Origin of the sequence: Hungatella hominis, assembly GCF_014288005.1 — a bacterium.
GTDB classification, from domain to species: domain Bacteria; phylum Bacillota; class Clostridia; order Lachnospirales; family Lachnospiraceae; genus Hungatella; species Hungatella effluvii.
On sequence record NZ_JACOPB010000028.1, the window covers coordinates 17,254 to 38,056 of the forward strand.

Annotated in this window: 7 protein-coding genes; 1 reads left to right on the plus strand and 6 read right to left on the minus strand. The window is 46.1% G+C overall.

Translation table 11 applies throughout. The annotated features are described in order from the left end of the window. Positions 1 to 101: 101 nt before the first annotated feature. The 6 genes from H8S75_RS30240 to H8S75_RS30265 all read right to left on the minus strand — a co-directional run bounded on the left by H8S75_RS30240 (position 102) and on the right by H8S75_RS30265 (position 19,014). A complete protein-coding gene (locus tag H8S75_RS30240; protein ID WP_187024665.1) occupies positions 102 to 11,711 on the minus strand; it encodes a SpaA isopeptide-forming pilin-related protein in 11,610 nt (3,869 codons plus the stop codon). A 65-nt stretch (positions 11,712 to 11,776) separates the two neighbouring features. Next, the gene (locus tag H8S75_RS30245; protein ID WP_187024666.1) at positions 11,777 to 12,667 is read right to left on the minus strand and encodes a transglutaminase domain-containing protein; all 891 of its coding nucleotides are present in this window, start codon (positions 12,665 to 12,667) and stop codon (positions 11,777 to 11,779) included. A 192-nt stretch (positions 12,668 to 12,859) separates the two neighbouring features. After that, the gene (locus H8S75_RS30250) at positions 12,860 to 16,489 is read right to left on the minus strand and encodes an Ig-like domain-containing protein (RefSeq protein WP_187024667.1); all 3,630 of its coding nucleotides are present in this window, start codon (positions 16,487 to 16,489) and stop codon (positions 12,860 to 12,862) included. 42 nt (positions 16,490 to 16,531) lie between these two features. After that, entirely contained in the window at positions 16,532 to 17,773 is a 1,242-nt protein-coding gene (locus H8S75_RS30255; protein ID WP_187024668.1) for a DUF6273 domain-containing protein, read from the minus strand. Beyond that, entirely contained in the window at positions 17,770 to 17,982 is a 213-nt protein-coding gene (locus tag H8S75_RS30260; RefSeq protein ID WP_002591407.1) for a cold-shock protein, read from the minus strand. Before H8S75_RS30260 ends, H8S75_RS30255 begins: the two co-directional genes overlap by 4 nt. Positions 17,983 to 18,051: 69 nt before the next feature. Further along, a complete protein-coding gene (locus H8S75_RS30265; protein ID WP_070102369.1) occupies positions 18,052 to 19,014 on the minus strand; it encodes a S1 RNA-binding domain-containing protein in 963 nt (320 codons plus the stop codon). A 560-nt stretch (positions 19,015 to 19,574) separates the two neighbouring features. On the opposite strand from H8S75_RS30265, the gene H8S75_RS30270 reads away from it, so the two are divergent. Next, positions 19,575 to 20,762, plus strand: coding sequence for a M20 metallopeptidase family protein (locus H8S75_RS30270; protein WP_187024669.1), 1,188 nt, complete (start codon positions 19,575 to 19,577; stop codon positions 20,760 to 20,762). Positions 20,763 to 20,803: the final 41 nt, after the last annotated feature.

The following is a 20,803-nucleotide window of genomic DNA, read 5'->3' on the forward strand; positions in this document are numbered from 1 at the left end:
TTCCTCCTTAATATAGTTCTATTGTATAAAATGGTTAATCCTTAATACAAGGGCATTAATTTTTTATGGGGAGAAATATGTCCCATTCCTCCCCTCTTTGCTTATACGTTTTGATTATGCTTCTTTTTCCGATAATAGGTATATCCTGCAGTACCTGCAACGACACTGGTAACACCAATCACAGTGGCGACCGCTGCTCCATGGTTCTTTTTAGGTATGTAAACCCCCGTTGCTTTCATGGTGTATTGCTCTACCCCTTCTTCCCCGCTATCATAGGTAGAAATCAGGCGTACGCCTTCCTCCTCCGGAAAATAGGCACTTCCCTCATACATCACTGTGCAGTCACTCACCTTCTTGGTACCAGTTATAACAACCCTACGGCATAGGATACCCGCTTCATCTGTGTAAGCTTCCCCATCCCACCTTGCTGCTTCTATGGTATAATGCTCAGCATCAGCCTCAATCAGAGAAAGGAGCTGCCCTTCATATCCCGTAAAGTCTGGTTCAGTCCCACTCAGTTTAAAAACCTGGTCCCCAATCCAATAGCCGTCCAGCCCATATTCATGGAACACAGCTGAAAAGGAAAATGTATCGTCCAGGCGCTCCCCGCCAAATGTCTGGCCAGAAATTTTTGCAATAGTCTCCATCATCTGCCCGGTTTTCTCATCTGTTACCGTCATCTTGATTTTTGACGGTATCATGTCCTTGGCTTCCACTGCTTCATATAAGACTTCCTTACTTACCGGTACCTCATGAGCCCGTATAACGGCTGCTTCCTTCTGGGATTTTACCAAATGATAAGTAATTCCATTCCGGGTTATCTGTTCTTTCGGCCTAACCTCCACTTTTCCATCAAGAAACGGGCTTGTTGCGATTTCAAAAGAATTTCCAGAACTCCTTTTCCCCTGTTCTTCCAGCACTTCTGTCCGGATTTCTGAGAGACGGTATTTTTTTCCGTCTCTCTCAATTTCTTTTTCAAACAGCTTTTCTGCTTCATTAGAATCGGGGTTTTCCGTTGTATACTGGTGTTCCTCATATATATTTTCAATTACATCTTCCGCTGCCTGAGACTCCATCACTGGCGTACTAACTACCATTATTGCCAACAATAGAAACATGCCAGCCTTTATCCCTGTTTTTGATTTCTTTTGTTTTTTTCTCCACTTTGAGAGGGAAACAATTAACAGGCTGACTACGGATGCAAGCCATGCCATGAACACCCCTACAAAATAGCTGGTATCTCCTGTCTTTGGTGCATGATTAAGTTCACCGACCGTCAAATCACCCTCTCCCCTTCTATTTGTCTCATAATTGGCCGTGATTGTTCCGTAATGTTTCTGATCGGTAATGGTATTGTCGCCAATTATACTGCCGTCCTCAAACACCGTGAATGAAAAGACCGTCTCGTTTCTGTCATACCCTTCCGGTGCTGTCAGTTCCCTGAAATGATATTCCCCCGGAGACGGGACCGGAAAATATACTTTTCCCTTTTCATCACTAATGCCGGAGAAGATATGGTTTCCGTCCTGGTCTGTGACCTCGATCTCGGCGCCAGGCAGTTCCTCTGCTGTTGTTACATCCACTTTAGAGATTATCATTTCTGTTTTACTGTAGTTTTCCATAGTCGTATCCCCTTCTATGGTCCCATCTTCAGTTACTGCAAACGCATGCAGTACCTCATTTAGATAGTATCCCTCTGGTGCCTCCGTCTCTTTAAATGTATAGGCTCCTTTTAAAGGTTTCTTAAACCGGAATATTCCTGCTGCATTTGTAAATCCTTCCGCATAGACACTGCCGTCTGGATTGTAAACGGTAATCTTTGCCCCTGCAAGCTTCTGGCCAGTTCTTCCATCAATCTTAAACAGTTCCATATACTCCGCTGAGGGTCTCGGGTGATTCGGAGTGCTGCCACCGCCGCCACCTGAATGGGTGATTTTATAGTTCTTGACCACAAATTCCTGTATCGCCTCAACATCTTTTATTTCTATTTCCTGCGGCTCCATTTTCTCATAGCCGGAGGGAGCCTTCACCTCACGTATTATATACGTACCGCCCGCAAGGTTTTTAAAGTGTTCAGCCTCACCGTCCCTGGATGTCCATTTCCGGATTACTGTACCGTCCGAATCTCTTACCAGTTGAAGAACAGCGCCGCCCAGCAGTTTTCCTGTTTCTCCGCTAACCTTTCCTATCTCTATCTGGATTGGCTGGTTTTTAATATCAAAATGCTGCATGGTCTGATTAGGAAGAATCTCAATTTTCATATCCTCCATTGGGACATATCCTTCCGGTGCCTGTGTTTCCCTTATTGTATAGATACCAGACGGTATTCCTGTTAAAATAAGCGGCTCCTTTCCTGACACCCATTCTTTCATTACAGTCTCCTCGTTTGTCCCCGCAGCCTTTAGAAGCTGAAGAACCGCCCCTTCCACTGGGCTGCCTTCCAAGGTGTCCGTCTTCTGGAGTTCCACCACAATCTTCTCATTTACCAGGTTAATCTCCTGCTTTTCCTCGGTTCCGCTCACGCAAAAGTTTAAACGCCCTGTTACTGCATAGCCCTCTGGGGCCGTCAATTCCCTGATTGTATATTCTCCGACAGAAAGTCCTTTAAAAATTTCAGGTATCTTCCCGCTTACCCATTCTTTCAATACCATGCCATCGGCATCTCGAATCAACTGAAGTCTTGCTCCCACCAGGTTTTCTCCGGTCTCTTTATCTGTTTTTGTCACTTCCACTTCAAGTTTCCGGTTTGTAATGGTAACGGTTTGTATTCCTGCTTTCTCCGTAATCTCGATTCTCACTGGTTCCTTTAAAAGCAGATAGCCGTCTGCCGCCAGGATTTCCTCCAGTATATACCAGCCTGCCTTTAAGCCGCGGATTAGTTCCGGTTCCCCAGTGGTAACCCATTTCGCCACCTGATTTCCTTCCCCATCTGTAAGCTGCAGCACTGCTCCTGTTACCGGTTCCCTGGTCTCCTCGTCCAGTTTGTCAATCATCAATTCGGTCATCCGGTTCTCCATTACAAACGTCTGTTGCTTATAATCTTTGGTCACGGTAATCCGCATGGGACCTTCCGGTATCTGGTATCCTTCCGGAGCCTCTACCTCTTTCACTAAGTACACGCCTGCCGGGAGACCGAAGAACTGAATCGCTCCGGTTTCATCTGTAATCCATTCCTTAATGATTTCCCCGGACGCTTCCAAAATCAGCTGCATCTTCGCACACTTTAAAGGATTTCCGGTTTCACTGTCCACCTTTCTGATTTCAATCTTGGTGTCATCATCAAACATCTCCACCATAGGGATGTCATCCACTGTCATGTTCCCGGATATTGTAAAGTACACTTTCTCTGCTTCTATATATCCTTCCGGTGCCCGTGTCTCGATTAGGACATACATTCCCTCTGTCAGGCATTCCAGTTCGTGCGGGACCTCCGTGGAAATCCAGCTTTCAATCACATCTCCGTCAATCCGTATAACCGTTCCGTCCTTGTCAACCATCTCTGTGACTCTGCGGACCTCTAAGCTGGCGCCCGGCAGTTCCTCCTTTGTTGTAAGCTGCTTTTTAGAAATGATAACCCTATTAGGGCTATCCGCTGCTTCATACTGATAGGTGAGCGTCTGGTACTGGTCTGTCTTTATATTAAACTGGAAGTCGTGGACTGTCGGGTCAAGCAGATAACCGTCAGGCGCTTCCACTTCCTGTATCCGGAAATGATAGAGGCTTACCGCCCCATCCGTTCCTATCCCTCCAATGGGGACCGGGGAGCTGACTGCCCGACCATCGGAATCCGTTATCAGAATGGTCGCCACATTGGTATCCAGATTGGACAATCGGAACCTTGCACCTGATAAAACTTGTTCCGGATTCCTTTTATCGGTCTTGATAATCTCAACCTGGCCCAGAATCAGTTCATTTACCAGTTCAATCTTTTGAATATCCAGTGTATCAACAATCGCAAACGACAGTTCTGCAGCCCTCACATATCCAAAGGGAGACTGTTCCTCAACAAAATAGTAATTCCCTGCGGCTGGCTGACTTAACTCATGAAGCCTTAAATCCCCGATTTCATAACCTTCCGGTATCCTGCCTTCTTTCTGGTCCCGCTTCGTGTATGTTCCGTCTGAGCCGGAAATCCAGCGTTCCACCAGATACGCCTCTTCGTACTCCATAGCCGGAATATGGTTCCCATCTTCATCCTGCAACAGATTGCCGTCCGTATCGGTTACATACAACAGATTCCCGTTTTTGTCTTTCATTTGGTGTTTGGCAAGTGTACCATCTTCCTTTGCACGGTAGACGGCAACTGTGGCTCCGGAAATTTCTTTTCCACCTGTCACATTCACTTTTGTCAGGAGTACCTGAATCGGTTCGTCTGTCATGGTAATGGTCTGCACCCGTTCCTTAGAACCCACATCAAGGACTGGTACATAAACCGGTGCTGCCACTGTATAGCCGTAAGGAGCCTGCTCTTCTACCAACACATATTTCCCCACAGGAAGATACTCAAAACGCATGGCTCCTGTCTCCGTGATATAGCAAACCGCCTGACTGGTTCCCGGAACCTGCTCTATCTCATAATCATAGGCCGTGTAGCTGTGTCCACCCGGTATGGTAACCTGATGGGCCGTTTTTCTCACATCACTTCCATCATCTGTCTGCCATTCATACACCTTCTTTTCCTGATGATAGAGTATGGTTCCATCATCTCTATACTGCACTTCCCCATTCTCATCTACCTGGGCTTCGTATAAAGCCAGTGTGGCCCGGTGAAGATTATCCATCACAGCCCCGGTCCGGGAGTCCAGCTTTAAAACCTCTACCGCTGTATGATCATCTTCCATTACATAGCCTTGTACTTCACCGGTTTCCAATATGGTGACTTCCACATCCTCCGCCGTCACATAGCCGGCCTTTGTTGGTACTCTTGTTTCCTGAAGAATATAATCTCCCGGCATGATATGGTCAATCCAGTGTGGAACGTTTCCTTCTGACACCCATCGTTCCGCTACAATCGGTTTGTCCTCCATATCCCGGAGAATTTCCAAATGCCACCCCCGGTCGGAATCATCATAGACGCGGTATGCTTCGTAGAGTGTTAAAACCGCGCCCTCAATCTCTTTTCTGGAAGTCATATCAAGCTTTGATACCTCAATCTTTGTGTAATCATCCTCCATCACATAGGACTGCTTCTCGCTTACATCATGGACAATCACACCGACTGCTGCGGACTGTACATAACCGTCTGACAACGGGGCAGCTGTCTCCTCCAGGATATAGGCGCCCTGCCTTACTCTTGCAATTTCACAGGCACCATGGTCCGTCACCCATTCATTCTCAATCCATGTAACACCGCCATCCTTATAATAGATAGGAAGCCCGTTTTCATCTGGTACTGGCTGCAAATCCATGTTGATAGATGAATTTCCTTCCCCGTTGGTATATACTTCTACGGATTGGGAAATGATTTTATCCCCATTTTCATCAAGCGGCCAGACAATCACTGCGCCGGTTTTATCTGTCACATAAGCCATACCTGTTTCTGAATCCAACATACAGAGACGGTTCCCCCAGTCATCCAGTCCATAGAGGATGCCGGTCTGTTCATCAAGTTCTGTGGGATCATATTTTAAGTCAAAATACCATATGTCCACGGGTGGATTATCCTCTTCCGTAATATCCCACTCCGCCTGCCCTGCTGCGTTTGTCCCAGTCTGTCTTATATCGGTACCCACGCCGGTATCATACGCCTGGATTCCTATTACTGAGCCAAATAGATTTCTCTTCACCTTGACTTTCTCATACTCGTGTTCCCCAGTCTGCTTTACTTCCACCCCCTCATACAATGTCAGTGTTGCATTCTCCACATATATCTTCTCCTGACCGTTTTCAAGGCGTTTTGTCACATAACCAAACCCGGCAAATTCCCCATTGGGTTTATACTGTAAATCCACGTCCCCGCGGTTTTTTAGCTGCTTTTCATCTCCCTCTACACGGTATGTGACGGCATCCGCACGGTTTTCCAGCTTATGTATTTCTATATGTGTAGGTGCATTCTTTACAATAATCTGGTGCATATCCTCTACAACGGTTTTCCCGTCAGCGCCAATGGGACGCATGTACTGGTATTTTACCGCCTGCGTCCTTTTCTCCTGATTGCCGTCTTCATAATATTCCACCTTGTCGCTATATACCGTAAATGCAATAGGTTTCGACTTCACATATCCATCCGGTGCCTCTACCTCCACCAGAACATAAGCGCCGGCGCCTAACGGCTGATACGTTTCCAGATACCCCACGCACTGCTTCTCTGTATGCAGGCTTCCGTCCTCTCCTTCAACTTCTCCGTCCCGGATTGTGGTGTAAGCCTTAAAAACCCCTACTTCCGCTCCGGTGTCGTCCTGCATGAAAATTTGTTCACGTTCCTCATAGAGAGGCGTTCCCTCCTCATCAAACAGGATATCCCCGCTTCCTGTCACACCGGAAGCACCATTTCCAATCACGTCCCTTTTGGCTGCATAAATCTTAAAGAGCGCTCCTTCATGCAGAATATTTTCTCCAGTTTCAGAATCCAATTTCTCAATCCTGAGTCTGGAGCTGTAAAACTCATTCTCAAAATCCTTGACTGCAAAGGAAATAAAATTAAAGGTTCCATCTGTCTCCAGGCCAGCTTCCCGGTTTCCGATATCGCCGTCATCGTTGATTACTTCTCCATATCTGGGATCTAACACACTCCAGGGTACAAGTGCTTTCGCGTACATCCGGTCCACGGCAGTAGACTTTCCGGTCATGGTAACCACTCCATTCATTGTTACACCATAATCCGCTATCGTTCCATCCCGGTCGTAATAAGTTTCATAATACACCTGGTCTGCACTTCCAGCATCCTCGCTGATAGAGCCGTAATGATAATACCTCGCTACTGTCTCATTCTGGCAATCCCTTCTGCTGTCCGGCTCCAGACCATACTTAAACACTTCAAAATCGCCGTCATTATTATGCGCATATATGATATGGGTTTCTTCATTAAATCGAATCTGATAACGCTCAGTCAATTCCTCCGGTGTCATGGCAGAGTCGTAAAGATATTCCTTAGATGGGATTTTATCATGTACTGTACCATCGGCATCTATCTGTGGAACAAAAGGAATCTCTACCTCCTGAGGCGCATCAATCTCATAATGTTTTTGTGGGATGCCTGTTGGCTGCTGCTCCACCAAAACATATGTACCGTAAGGAAGCATCCTGCTTTGTCCCCAGTAGTCGTCCTTCCCGCCGCCCCGGTTTGCATGTACGGTTGTCATATCCCCGTCTGCATCATACTTTTCCAAATCCCACTCAATTGCAAGCTCAAACGCAGCATCGGGATTTTCCTTGAAAAATGTTACATAGTCATAACTGCCATCTTCCTTTTTCATAAGCTTGTCTGTTTTCTCTAAATCAGAACGCAGATACAGTTTAAAGAAAAAGCCGGGAAGCGTCTTCGTCTCCTGTGTTCCGTTATACCCTCCAAAAAGAACGGTAAACGGGTCACGGTGAATCTCATAGGTATTATGCTCATAGGAGTCCAGAGCAATATCCTTTTTCACCTCGATTGCCTGCTTAATCACCCGCTCCAGCATAATAACCGGCTCTTTCCGTGTGCCGTTATCTTCATAGATTTCATACTGGCCCGGATAGAATAATACAGGGAACTTTAGATAAGAGCCACTCTTCTGTGCAGGTTTGGTCGTCATGACGTTCACGGTTGCTGTATATTCTGTTATTTTCTGTTCTGTCACTACCCGGTAAGTTCTCTCATGTTTTTCCCCCTCTGTAAATTCCTCGTCCGTATCCACATGGATGCTCACCTGACCCTCCACTGCGGTTGTCTTTACAGGGGTCAGAATTTCCTCATAGGAAACCACCTCCTGGCTGGTATAGATTGGAACCGCCTCCATCTGCGGGATTTTCTGTCCTTCACTATCCAATATGAACTCCCCAGCCGCATAGGTCTCATAGACAGGTGCATAAACCGTCTTTAACAGAATTTCGTCTTGCCCCAAAGCCTCCAGGTCCAGTTCCTTTTTCTCTACTGTGAAGCGGTAACCATCCATATCATACTGTCCCTCTTCATAGACTGCATAATAAAACCCGCCCTCATATTCCTTTCGGATTACTAAAAGACCACTGCCGCTTTCATAAATGGCTGGCTGGTTCGCCAATGCTTTATATCCATAACGAATTCTTGCATACCAGGTTCCCGCCTCTTCATATACTGCATCTACATCATATGCATCCCAAAAACTTTCCGAGGAGCAGAAGGTCAGAATCTCATCTATCATCTTCCCATTTGTCTTTCCAAATAATTTGAGTTTTTTAAACGGGTAATCAGACAGCCCACTCTTATACCCCGAAAGAGCAAGAGCCGATGATGTCTCCCACAAAATATAATCCTCGTCAATATCTTCTGATTCTTCCATATCCAAATCGGACGGTTCCTCCCGCTCAATGGATGAGATATAATCATTTAATCGGTTCACTGCCGAAACCGTTTGGGTGAGCGCCCGGTCAGACAACACCGGATTGCCGCTATCATCTGATTTTATAATCTTATTCCCGGTTTCGTCTAACTTGTATTCTCCACCCTCGGCAGTCCGGTACAGGATATTTCCCTGCGCATCTTTTTTCTCTACGCGCTCTGTTCCGGTTATCACCTGCTCCTGTGATGCAGTCTCTTTTCTTGTCACCTCATATGCCTTGACACGCTCCGGGAGACCGGAAAGCAGAATATCGAAACCCTTTGTTTTATAATATTTAACCGTAAAATCATAGGAATCCTCAAACCATTCATTAATACTATGGGTAAATCCATCTGTATAGGCACTCCCTGACGCGGTTAAGACAATAGGCTTTCCTATTCGATTGCTCTCAGATAAGTTCTTGCCGGTTACAGAACGTTCATAACCTTCAGAGCGTGAGATTTCTTCTATATAATAACTGCCTAAAATAAGCGGACGTCCAATCCAGCCATTTCCATTCCGCACTTCATTATTCGTATAGAGATTCGGTACCTCTCTTGAGGTTTCTGATACTTCTGTTATGGTTAAGAATGAAGCATCACCATTTTTATCCGTTGTGGCAATGGATACCAACTCCCCCGCAGAAAATACAACACCGGTTTTCCCATCTGGATGCCTGATGTCCTCTGCCGCATATAGTCCATATACAGCGCCTTCTAAGGTTGCATCTGCTTGGGCTTTTCCATAGCTGTCCTCTTCCAGCTCAAAAATTTCTTTATCCCGCTTATTAATATGCAGCTCTCCTTCTGTCCTGTGATCCTTCACCAGATAAGCGTAACCAATGTACCCGGACGGATAGCTGCCTTGCTCAATCGGTGCCACTTCACTGTCTTCCTGGACACCATCCCATTCCCAGTGCCCGCCTGTTCCAACTTTTATAGAGGCCGGGCGTGAAACCAAATAGGTGGACGCATTTGACGGTGTGGCCACGTCCTTTTCTATCCCTATCTGGGATCTGGTTGCTACGGTAGGAAGGTCATCTGTTATGGTCTCTTCTTCCACTGATTCAGCTTCATTTCCAGAATCCTGCGTTTCAGCTTCAGGACTAGCCTCTTCATCTGTTTCCTCTCTGTTTTCCATTGATGGCTGGGATGCCTCATCAGACTCTTTTATTTCTGTTGTATCTGCTGTTTCCTCTGACCCGGCCTCCACCTCCTTCTCCCCTTCCTCGCCGTTCTCTGCTGTGTCACCGGAAGATTCCGATTCATGTTTCTTTGTGTTCTCATGTTCCTTAGTAGCAGGCTCTTGTTCATTCCCTTTATCCTCAGGTATTTTTCCCTGTCCGGTAACTGAATCATTGGTTTGATTCCCTTCATCTGACATTCCCGCCTGAACAATATCTGTAACCTTCTCCGATTTTGACAACTGCGGCACATCCTCCATCTCTCGAACCGAAACTGCCCGATTGCCAGGGTAATAGCCGGTAATGGCACCCTCTCCTTCTGACTGAGAAGATGAAAATTCAACAATTTCAATGGAGACATCATCATTGTGCAGGTCATGAAGGATATATCCGGTTCTGGCGTCTGTTTCCCTGACTGTGTAAATACGCTTCAGGTGAATATAGGTATTCCATGCCTCATCCCGGTCCTCCTCCATTAAGTCTCTGGCAACGCCCTCATCGATGGAATGGAAATCACAATTTTCCTCACACCAGTCCACGCACTCCTGCCAGGCATCCCAGGCTTTCTTCTTCCGGCGTTCATTTTCTTCATCGGCCGAGTCAGAGTCACCATCCACATAATGAATGACTGGATCTGGGTGTCCCCCACAATAAGTCTTCTCATATTTATAAAGCTTTTTATCCGAATGCGAAAAATGTCCATTGGCATCTGTACCAAGCCCCATATCGCACACAGCTAAATCTTCAAATTTCCCTTCTGATGTGGGCACCATTTTCATAAACTGGTCTTTTTCCAGATTTGTCCCGTCAAGCTGCGAAAACTCAAACTTTTCTAATACTTCAAAGGTGGAGTTTTCCAAAGTTTTCCCTGTCTCGGAACACTGCTTTTCCAGTTCAATGACATAATCCCGCTTAAAGGTCTCCTCATGAAGGTACTGGGTATATGGAATTTCATAGTCTCCTTCCCCGCGGTGTGTTGTACTTTTTCCAAAAGACAGCCAAACCTCCCACGATTCCTGTTTCCCTGCCATTGTAATCATGGCCTGTTTCCCATCTACTGCACTGCTCTCGTTCCAACCATCCGGATACCAGATTTTAAAGCTATTTGGCTTAACCCAGTATTGAGCCCCCAGGGAGCCATCCTGAAAATGTCCCCTCACAAGGCCAATATCGGGATTACCTGTCGTACATGTAAATGTGATTCTGCCATGTTCCAGAGACACATTCCACCCTTCTGGCAAATCATAAACAAGCGTGGACTGCCTCCAATCATCACCGTCAAACTCCAATGTAATACTATAGGTCCCATCCCCGTTTTCTTTCATTTTATGTACCGGCGCCTGGCTTTGAAATTTAGATGCAAAGGGTGGAACGGCTCCTTCCTCCACGGCTCCATTAACCTGTTTAAAAAATTGTTCCGATGCTCCTCTTGTCAATATCGCAAGCATAGGATCTTTCAGGTTCTCGATTAGGACTTCCATCTGACTACGGAAATCATCTAACCCATTCCAATTTCCTGACATAATGGCCCAGGTAGCTGCCTGACCCAAAATATAATGTCCCTGGCCGATTTTCCCATTTCCCGAAATGCCTCCTTCAAAATTACCTGATGATGAGAGGGCGTACCATAAAATTTCTGCATCCTCTCTTGTCAGCCCAAGGGGCAGGTTGTCACCATCCGTATCAAGGTCATATGTTACAATCGTTCCCGGAGTGCCCGAACGCATGGACTTATTCGGTTCCAGGCAGTATCCAGGTGCTGAATGGCCGCCTTCTACATTGGTAATCCCATATGGCCAAAGGCCAACCCGATTATGGTTTTTTCCATAAAAGGGAAAACTTGCTCCCTCTTTTAAAAGATTCTGGGAGCCATAATAGGCAAACGTACTTCCTCTGTTTTCTCCCTCCGATGCATCTGCTGAAATAATACCAAATCCAACATTAAAAAAGGACTGAACCGCAAGTAACACCGCTAAAAACAGCGAGCCACCACGCTTCAGTCTTTTGAAAAAGCTATCGTGTCGTATCATATTTTTCCTCATTTCCAAAAAACCGGCACAGACTAACATTGCTGTGCCGGTTTGACTTAGGCTATTTAATTCATATCAGGATTATACAGCTGCGCTTTGCAGTTTGGACAAGGGTGGCAAACCTCCCTTAATCCGAATACATTTCTGTAATCGCAGAACGGACATTTGAGTTCCACTACATCCAGATAAAAACACGCATCCGTTCTCGTTGAAGATACATCAATGCTTTTTGCCTGACCATCTATATATACGGCATTCCACATGTGCACGTAATCCTCCCGAAGCGCGCACTTAAGCCCTACTGCATTAGCCAAAAGTTTATAGGCCCTGGCAAACCCAACACACTTGCCAGTCCCATTCACCAGAATGCTGTAGACCTCATCATCTGCCTGTGTATATTTTCCCCGGTTGTAGGTCGCACGTAATGTAATCTCATCATAAATCCTGGTCGCCTTTTCATAATCACTGGCGCCATAGTCAAAACCAGTCAGAAACCTGCACACCTCCTCATAAACTACCTGGTTCTTTTCTGACAGCTCCGATGCAGGGATAATTCCCCTGACCGCAGCCAATACCCGTGTGTCATTCACCCACGCATAGTCCGTATCTTCATCAAAGATATATACCTGCCATTCTGGATCGTAATAATAAGGCCGGTTATCATACGGGGTTCGGACATAGCCGCCAAGCGACTGCTGTTCGGGCACCCAACTGCCGTCTGCTGCCACCAGGTATCCGTCTGGTGTAGTAGTATTTACAGCCATAATTCCATTCTGATTCAGATAATACGATGTTCCATTCTCTATTATCCATTCCGCCCTCGCATAATTTCCATCATCTTTCTGGTATTGACAGCCGGTTGAAGTATTCTTCCATGTTCCTGCATACGCCGACATCGGGTTTAGGGTAACTGCCAGGAATATGAATGCCAGCTTCCAACCTGTACTTTTTCTCATTATAAGCACCTCCTTCTATCCATAGCATACAAAGTCTCTGGAATCTATGTCGAGGGCATTTCTGAACTTTTTTTTAAGGAATTACCTCAAAGGCATCCCTTCCAGCGCCCAATAACTTCATAAAATGGCTACAAAAGAAAAGGCATGAAGATACTCTCTCCACACCTTTCCTTCCATATACAATTTTACCAACTACTCTACCCAAGCCCCGGACGCATCTACCCGGTATCCGTCTGGCGTCTGGCGGTTCATAAATAAAGAGCCCTTGGTTCCGTCTGATGTGGGGTTAAAATAGTACCACACTCCGTCAATCAGGTTCCAGCCGGTATACATACGTCCTCTGGTCCCGTCTGAAACGGCATGGAGGTAATAGCGGTTCCCGTCTGTATCTGTAAACCATCCGGTCTGCATATATCCTTTCTCATCAAAATGGTACCACTCACTTGTCCCATTATAGGTAAGCAGCTGCCAGCAGGCAGCCGGATAGCTTCCATCTTTATTCTGATACCACCAGCCGGTACTATCCTGAATCCAGGTTCCAGCACTGTCAGAGTTTGGACTCATAGCACTTCCTATGACAGAGCGGCTGGAACCGCCTCCACCACCACCGGAGGAACTTCCACCCGATGAACCGCTTGATGGCCGCTGTGTCTGATCTGTTGTTTTAAACGCTACAATGACTTTGCACTCTGCGGACTTCTGCCCATCCAAGGTAAGCACCTGAATACTGGTTTCCATTGTTCCCGCCGCCGTGGATACATAATACTTGTCTCTTGCAAGATTATCTGCATCGACCTTCTCAAGGGCTTTTATCCATGCTGCCTCCGGCAAAACTGTCACCAGACCATTACCTGATACGGATACCACTGCTTCATTCACCGAGTTCCAGCTTACCTCCTTATTCTCCGCCTCTTCTGGCATCACGAAAGCAGTAAGCTGCTGGGCATCCGTCACCTGATAGGAAACAGACGGGTTGGCCCGGCTGCCGGTCATCACCTTCTCTATGCTGAACTTAAGTTCGCTTTTATCTAAGGCTACAGATGCTACATGTGCTATGGTCTGGTCATCGGTACGGAAGGAAAGATTCACTGCACATACCGACTGTTTTCCTCCATCTTCCGTTGTAACCGTCACATAATTGGAACGGGTACCAGACGCTTCCTTTTTTGCGTAAGGGTGCTCTTTATTTCTCTCTTCTTCTGCCCTGATTAAATCTAAAATCCACTTTGCATTCTCTTTGGCACTCACAATACCCTCTGAATCAATCCGGAGCATATCCGCATCACCTACAGACCATTTCACATTTTTGTTGTCCGCATATTCCGGAGTAATCGTTTCATAAAGACGCTTTGAAGGTGTGACGGAATAACGTTCTGTAGGATCCAAACGGTCCCCTTCTAATGTCCTGACAATCTCAAATGCCAGTTCAGACTGGTCGAGCTTAACATCTGATACCGGGACAACCGTATCGTCAGTAATCTTGAAATTCACCGTAACAAATGCACTGGAACGCTTCTGCCCGGCTTCTGTGGTTACCGTAACAGACGCATAGTTGGTTCCCTCTGTTGTTATCTTTTTGGACGGATATAATTCCTGATTGGCCACACCGGCTTGTATCAGCTCCTGAATCCACTTTGCCGACTGGTTGACCGATACCTCCCCATTTTCTGTAACATGGATGACATCGGTAGATGAGCCATCCGTATCTTTCACATTCCAAATGATGTTCTTGTTTGCCGCCGTATCCGGTATTACGGTAGCCGTCAGTTTCTGCGGATCAGTAACCTTCCAGCCTATCTGCGGATTCCAACGGGAACCGCTGCGTATCTGTTCTATCTCAAACGTCAGCTCCGTCTTATCCAGGATAACACCATTAGTCATTGCCCGGTATTTAGCAGACAGGGTAATGTTTCCTTCCGGCATGGTAAAGGAGGTTTCAGCCCCATTGGTATGTATGATTTCCTCTTTGTCAAAATCGTCGGTTGTCCAGGACAGGGAATCCGGCACCAATTCATAATATACAGGGGGCTCTGACTCCGTTTCATTTAAAGGACTTGTATACACCAGGACTTTGGCTCCCTTCGCTACGGCTCCCGGGTTTGCCCAGTTGATTTCTTTTGCAAAATTATTCTGGGATTCCAGCACAGAGAGTGTACCATGGTCCACAGCCGGAATTGTAATCAAATACCCCCTGACCGGATCTCCCGTCTTACTGGGAGCATAGTGATGGATATTCTCTTTTCCAATTTCCAAAACTCCCGTTTCCAGTTCCTCATAAAAATAACGGTTTGTCTGCTTTATAAAACTTCCCATCTGGTAAAGGGAAAAATCCCGCTGGTTGGAATAATATGCCCCGATGTGATGTTCCAGCCGAATTTGCGGTGTTAATTTATTTCCAAAGGGATTTAATGAGTACTTGTCCTCACTATCCGTATAGAGATAGGCGAGGTCATCTCCTAAATCAATGGTCCCACCTTCAATATATCCCACAAAGAGTCCCGCTGTCTTTAATGTCGTTGAAGTAGATGCTCCAATGGTCCCTGCAAACCGGCCATTCTTAAGCTGGCCGCTCTGCATCCTTCCCACCAGACCACCGATATAATCCGCTGACGTGCTGCCAACCTTACCTTCCACATATGTATTATATATTTCCGTTTCGTAGATATTTCCTGCAATTCCGCCTACATATCCTTCTGAGTAAAGAGCGCTGTAGCTATCTGTGGTATCACTGGTGCAGTCACTCATAAAGGAGGATTGGGCAGAGCCGCAGATTCCTCCAGCGTAAGCATCATTTACGCCGTCTGCATCGGTTCCCCCCAAGACTCCAGCTGTATTGGTACACTCCAAAATCACGCTGTCATATGCTTCCCCAACAATCCCACCGATGACACCTACGCCACGCACCTGTCCTCTGGAGCTGCAATTACTTATGGTGCTGTCGTTCGTCTCTCCAACCAGAAGTGCCGCCTTACTGTGAGCATTCACCTGTCCGTCCACCGTCAGATTTTCAATCACCGCTCCATGGACACTGCCGAACAGCCCGGCATAATCCTGAGTCGTATCACTGATTTTCAGGTTATACACGCGGTATCCCTGTCCGTTAAAATTCCCCTTAAATGGTTTCGGTTCGCTGTCCCCGGCTTCTGTAAAATATCCAATCGGCAGCCAGGAGGCAGTATCGCTTAGGGATATGTCCCGTGTCAAAGCAAAATAGTACCCCTCATAACCGTCCACTTCCTCATTGGCAACATGATACGCCAGGAGTTTCAAATCCTTATCCGAGTTAATCTCGTAAGGTTCTTCCTCGGTTCCCTCTCCATCAAAATGGTCACTCATTTCCATACCGCCCCAAATATTCAAGGCACCTTTGTAAAACATGGCATTGGAAGGAGTAGCATTGGAAGGAGTAGCCGGAATCAGCTCATCTTTATCTGTAATGACTTCTGCTGCCCCTGCCTCTGGTTCCTTGGTTTTGATTTCCTCCGTTCCTGCCTCGTTTTCCTCTTCCTCCGCTTTTGCTTCTGTTTTGTCCTCTAAATCTGAAGTTCCTGCATCCTGGTCCGCCTTCTGGTCAGTCTGGGTGATACCTGCTTGCGCCATTTCCCCTTCTGCGCTGTCTTTTTCTTTCTCCCGCCTAGCTTCTGACGGACTGGCCATTGGAGCTGTACCGGCTTCTTCTACCGCCTCGTTAACGGCCTCCTTTGCATAAACGGTAGCGATACCGTTTGGATATGATACAGAAAGAACTGGAGTTAACCCCATCGCTGCAATCAAGGTCCATGCAGATAGAACTGCCTGCCCCTTCTTCATCTTTTTCTTCATCTTGTTCTCCTTTTTCTCAGAAAATTCCCTATGTGCAAATTTTTATTCCTGAACTACCACAAACGCCGGACGGATACCGATTTTTTTATTGGTTACATCCTCCGGTGCCACCCGGCCGTCATAGGTAACAGCATAACCCTTCGTTCCGTCGCCGGCCGTAGGTGTACGCAGCCAATAGCCCGTCGTGAAGGTTCCTGCATTTATAAAATTATTCTCTTCTGCACCACCAAGCCTCCATAAAATATCCGAATACCGGAGTGCTTCTTCCAATGAAAGGCAGAAAATCTGGTCCGTGACTTTAAGTCCCGGGCGGCTGCGCTTTGTAAAGCTCCGGGCTGAAATCTGGTAATTATTACTTTTTCCCGCATAGGTAAACGGGCAGGTTGTAACCGTTTCCGCAAGATTTTCCCTATCCTCCAATTCCTGGTTTAGCCATGCCCTTAAATCAGACGCTTCCCAGGCATTTGCCCTCCCGTCAAAAAGGCTTTCGCTTCCACCAATAATGGTGTCACAGAGAAACAGCGCTCCATTCCGGTTACTTCCGGCATCACAGTAATCTGGATCAATACAGCGGAAGGTATATGATTTCCCGGCAATTGACCGTTCCATCGTATCCCCGGTATACCAGATTCTGCCCTGTGTATTATCTGGTTCTCCCTTCTGTATGACAAAGGCCGGGCGGACCCCGGCTTCTGTTAATGATACCCGGCTGGAAGCAATGTGTCCGTTGTATTGCACCATATAGGCCTGGTTTGTCGTGTTCTCTCTAGGCGACCTGGTCCAGTAGTAGCGCATTCCTCTTTGCGGTGTCCAGATTTTTCTGGTAATCGCTTTGTAGTCAGGGTTCTTTACTTCATCAACAGACAGGCAGAAAACCCGGTCTGATATGGAATCCCCAGTCTCTGAAAGTTTTACGGGGAGCAGGTCCCCTGATACTGACAAGGTATCAGCAAACTGCTGGTTAAGCCATGTCCTGACATCTGAGTAGGTATAATCGTTATTGGAAGCCGCATAACGGACACACAGAGAGTAGGGAATGACCTCATCCGACACAAACAGATATCCACCCCGGTAATCCGTATCCAGACAGGTGAATCCCAATGTGCTGTATCCATCACCGAGGCCAGTCTCAACCTCCAGTGTATCTCCTGTCTCAAACCTCCCCTCCTCACCTCTGACTGTCTCCGCATGGGCTATAAAGCCAAATAGATAGCTGATAGCAGAACAGGTGGCAACCAAAACAAACAAGGCATGCCGCTTTTTCATCCTGATTCGCCAATTCATTCCTGCTCCTCCACCGTCACTGATAATGCAACACTTCGTTTCCTGTCATCCTCCCCTGGCTCAAAGTTCACTTTCTGCCCCTCCTTCAGCCGTTTAAAACCATCTCCATGGATTTCGGAATAATGGACAAAATAATCAATGTTGTCCTCATCTGTAATAAATCCAAATCCCTTCCGTACATCAAACCATTTCACAATTCCTTTCAGCATATCAAAACTCCTTTCATATTTGTGCAAATAAAAAAGACAGCATCTGGTACTGTCTCAGGTACAAAATTCCTATTTTCTTTTAATAATTCTTGTGATAATCCCCTCTGCCACTTCCCGCTCATCGTTAATTCTGGTTACCAAAAAGCCGACCTCATCTCCCTGCCCCGGAAGGCTGGCTGTATTACAGGAATGTGCCACCGCATTGACCCTGCAGTCCAGTTGGATAAAATAGGTGCCCTTAAATACATCTGTTATTTTTCCTACATATTTTCCCTGGCGGCGCAGGCGCATTAAATTTTCCTTGTTGACATTGGTCTTTGCCTCTTTGGCACTTACCTCTACCTTCAGATTCTCAATCGAATCTCCGGATATCTTCTTCATCATCACGCTGACAACATCCCCAATAGAGAATTTCTCATTGGCATCTGCCATCCATTCCCAGGACATATCCCTCGCTTTTAAGGAGCATTCCACGCCAAAGACCTCTAACCGGACCGCTTTCTGTGCCACGGCAATAACTCGCGCTTCCACAACACGGCCAGGCACAATCATAGGGGGGCCCTCCTGTTGTCCCAGGTAAAACTGCTGGCGTTTACGAAGCATCGCCTCTTTTCTGGACGCAACCACGCTCCTTGACTTTTCTTCCATCTCCCGGATTATAAAATCCAGTTCTGCGCCCAGCATGTTGTTAGCAAGACGGGTCTGGCGGTTTAACGTATTGGAATTTTCTCTTCCGTCTCCCTCCAAGTTAATCATCATTTCTTCCATGGGGATTAATACACGGTAATCTTTATAGTAGACGACTGCTACTACCCATCCGCCATCCAGGCGCTCGATACCACTTAATCCTCCAGACAGGATTTTCTTTGTGCGGTAGGCATTCACCATCTCATGCCAGGTTATATCCCCGCTCTCCTGCCTTGCCGCTGCTCCGGAAGCATCTACGGTAAGGATTCCCATTGGCTGGACATGTACACGCTTTTCCCTCTCCTGCACCTCCTCTGCCAGACGACCTTCACTGTCTTCCCTCATGCATATACCACCTTTCTTGTTTTTTGAGTCAGAAAAAGCAGCCGGCGAACCAGCTGCTTTCTCTATCCAGATTTTCAAATCCGATGATATCATTATAAAAGATTGAAAATCGCATGTCAATTCATGTCAGGACGCAAATCAGTCTCTTTTTGGTCCTTTTTCGGTGACATCAATCAGAAACTTATCAATGTAGTTTAGAAAGGTCTTGTACAATTCCTGATATAAATCCTCCTATCCCTCCAACGTCAAACGAACAATATTTACTTTTCTTGTAATCATCCGCATTTATATGCAGCATTCTATCATCCCTTCCTCCTTGTTATCATTCCCAGTTACTACCTTTATTTATATGTTCTGCTGAATACGGCTCCAACTCGCATACAACTCGTGCTATTCATACATACTATTCCAGACACTTTCTTTTTTAATTCATTGTTTATTTATCATATGACTTCACATTCTTTTCACTTTTTATGATATACTTCATAAACAGAAACATGTGAAACAAACCATTTTCATACTCTTAAAATTCAGTCAATATTAACCCGGAGGATATTAATATGAAATCAATTTTTGAGTCTGCAAAACAGCTAACCCCAGAACTTATATCAATCAGACGAACATTACATCAATATCCTGAAATAGGTTCTATCTTACCACGAACCCAATCATTTGTTTTTAGTAAATTGGAAGAGTATGGATATTGTCCTCAGAAAATATGCGAAAGTGCTGTTATTGCCACTATATCTGGAAAGCAGCCCGGCAAAACAATCCTTCTTCGCGCTGATATGGATGCTCTTCCGATTAAAGAAACTGCTCCCGTTCCATTTGCCTCTGAAAATGGCTATATGCATGCATGTGGACACGATATGCACACAACTATGCTTCTGGGCGCAGCTAAATTATTAAAACAATACCAGCAGGATCTGGTTGGAACCGTCAAACTGATATTTCAACCTGACGAAGAGGGATTCACCGGAGCAAAGGCATTGCTTAAGGCCGGTGTTTTGGAAAATCCCCATGTAGATGCAGGCATTGCTTTCCATGTTGTTTCCGGCATTCCATCTGGAACAGTTATGTGTGGTTCAGGCACCTGCATGGCTGGGTGTACTTTATTTCAGATCCATATAAAAGGTACTGGCTGCCATGGTGCAATGCCGGAAACCGGAGTTGACCCCATCAATATTGCGGCCCATGTTTATCTGTCTCTCCAGGAAATCATTGCAAGAGAAATTGCTCCCACCCAACCTGCCGCACTTACCGTTGGCAGGTTTTCTGCCGGCGAAGCTCCAAATATCATCCCTGAAGATGTGATTCTGGAGGGAACCATCCGTGCAATGGATTGCAAGATATCCAAATATATCTTTGACAGAATTGAAGAAATCTCCATTCAGACAGCTTCTCTCTTTCGCGGACAAGCTTGTGTGAAAGAAATTGCTTCCGCACCACCGCTGCAAAATGACAGTGAAATGGTCAAGGAGCTTGCCAGCTACATGAAGGAATGCTATGAGCCTTATAAAATAGAATTGTTTACACAAGGCGGTATGGGGTCAGAGGATTTCGCCTCTTATACTTATGAGCGGCCATGCTGCTATATGTTAATAGGCGCCGGAACCCCAGAGGAAAATCCGCTATTCGGCAAACCGATGCATAATGACCACGTTGTATTTAATGAGGAGATTCTTTCCCTAGGCAGTGCACTTTACGCATCAAATGCCATAAACTGGCTGCGAAACCATAGCCAATAACTTTTTCTTTGTTTACTGAATATACTAATAAAAAAGGTTAT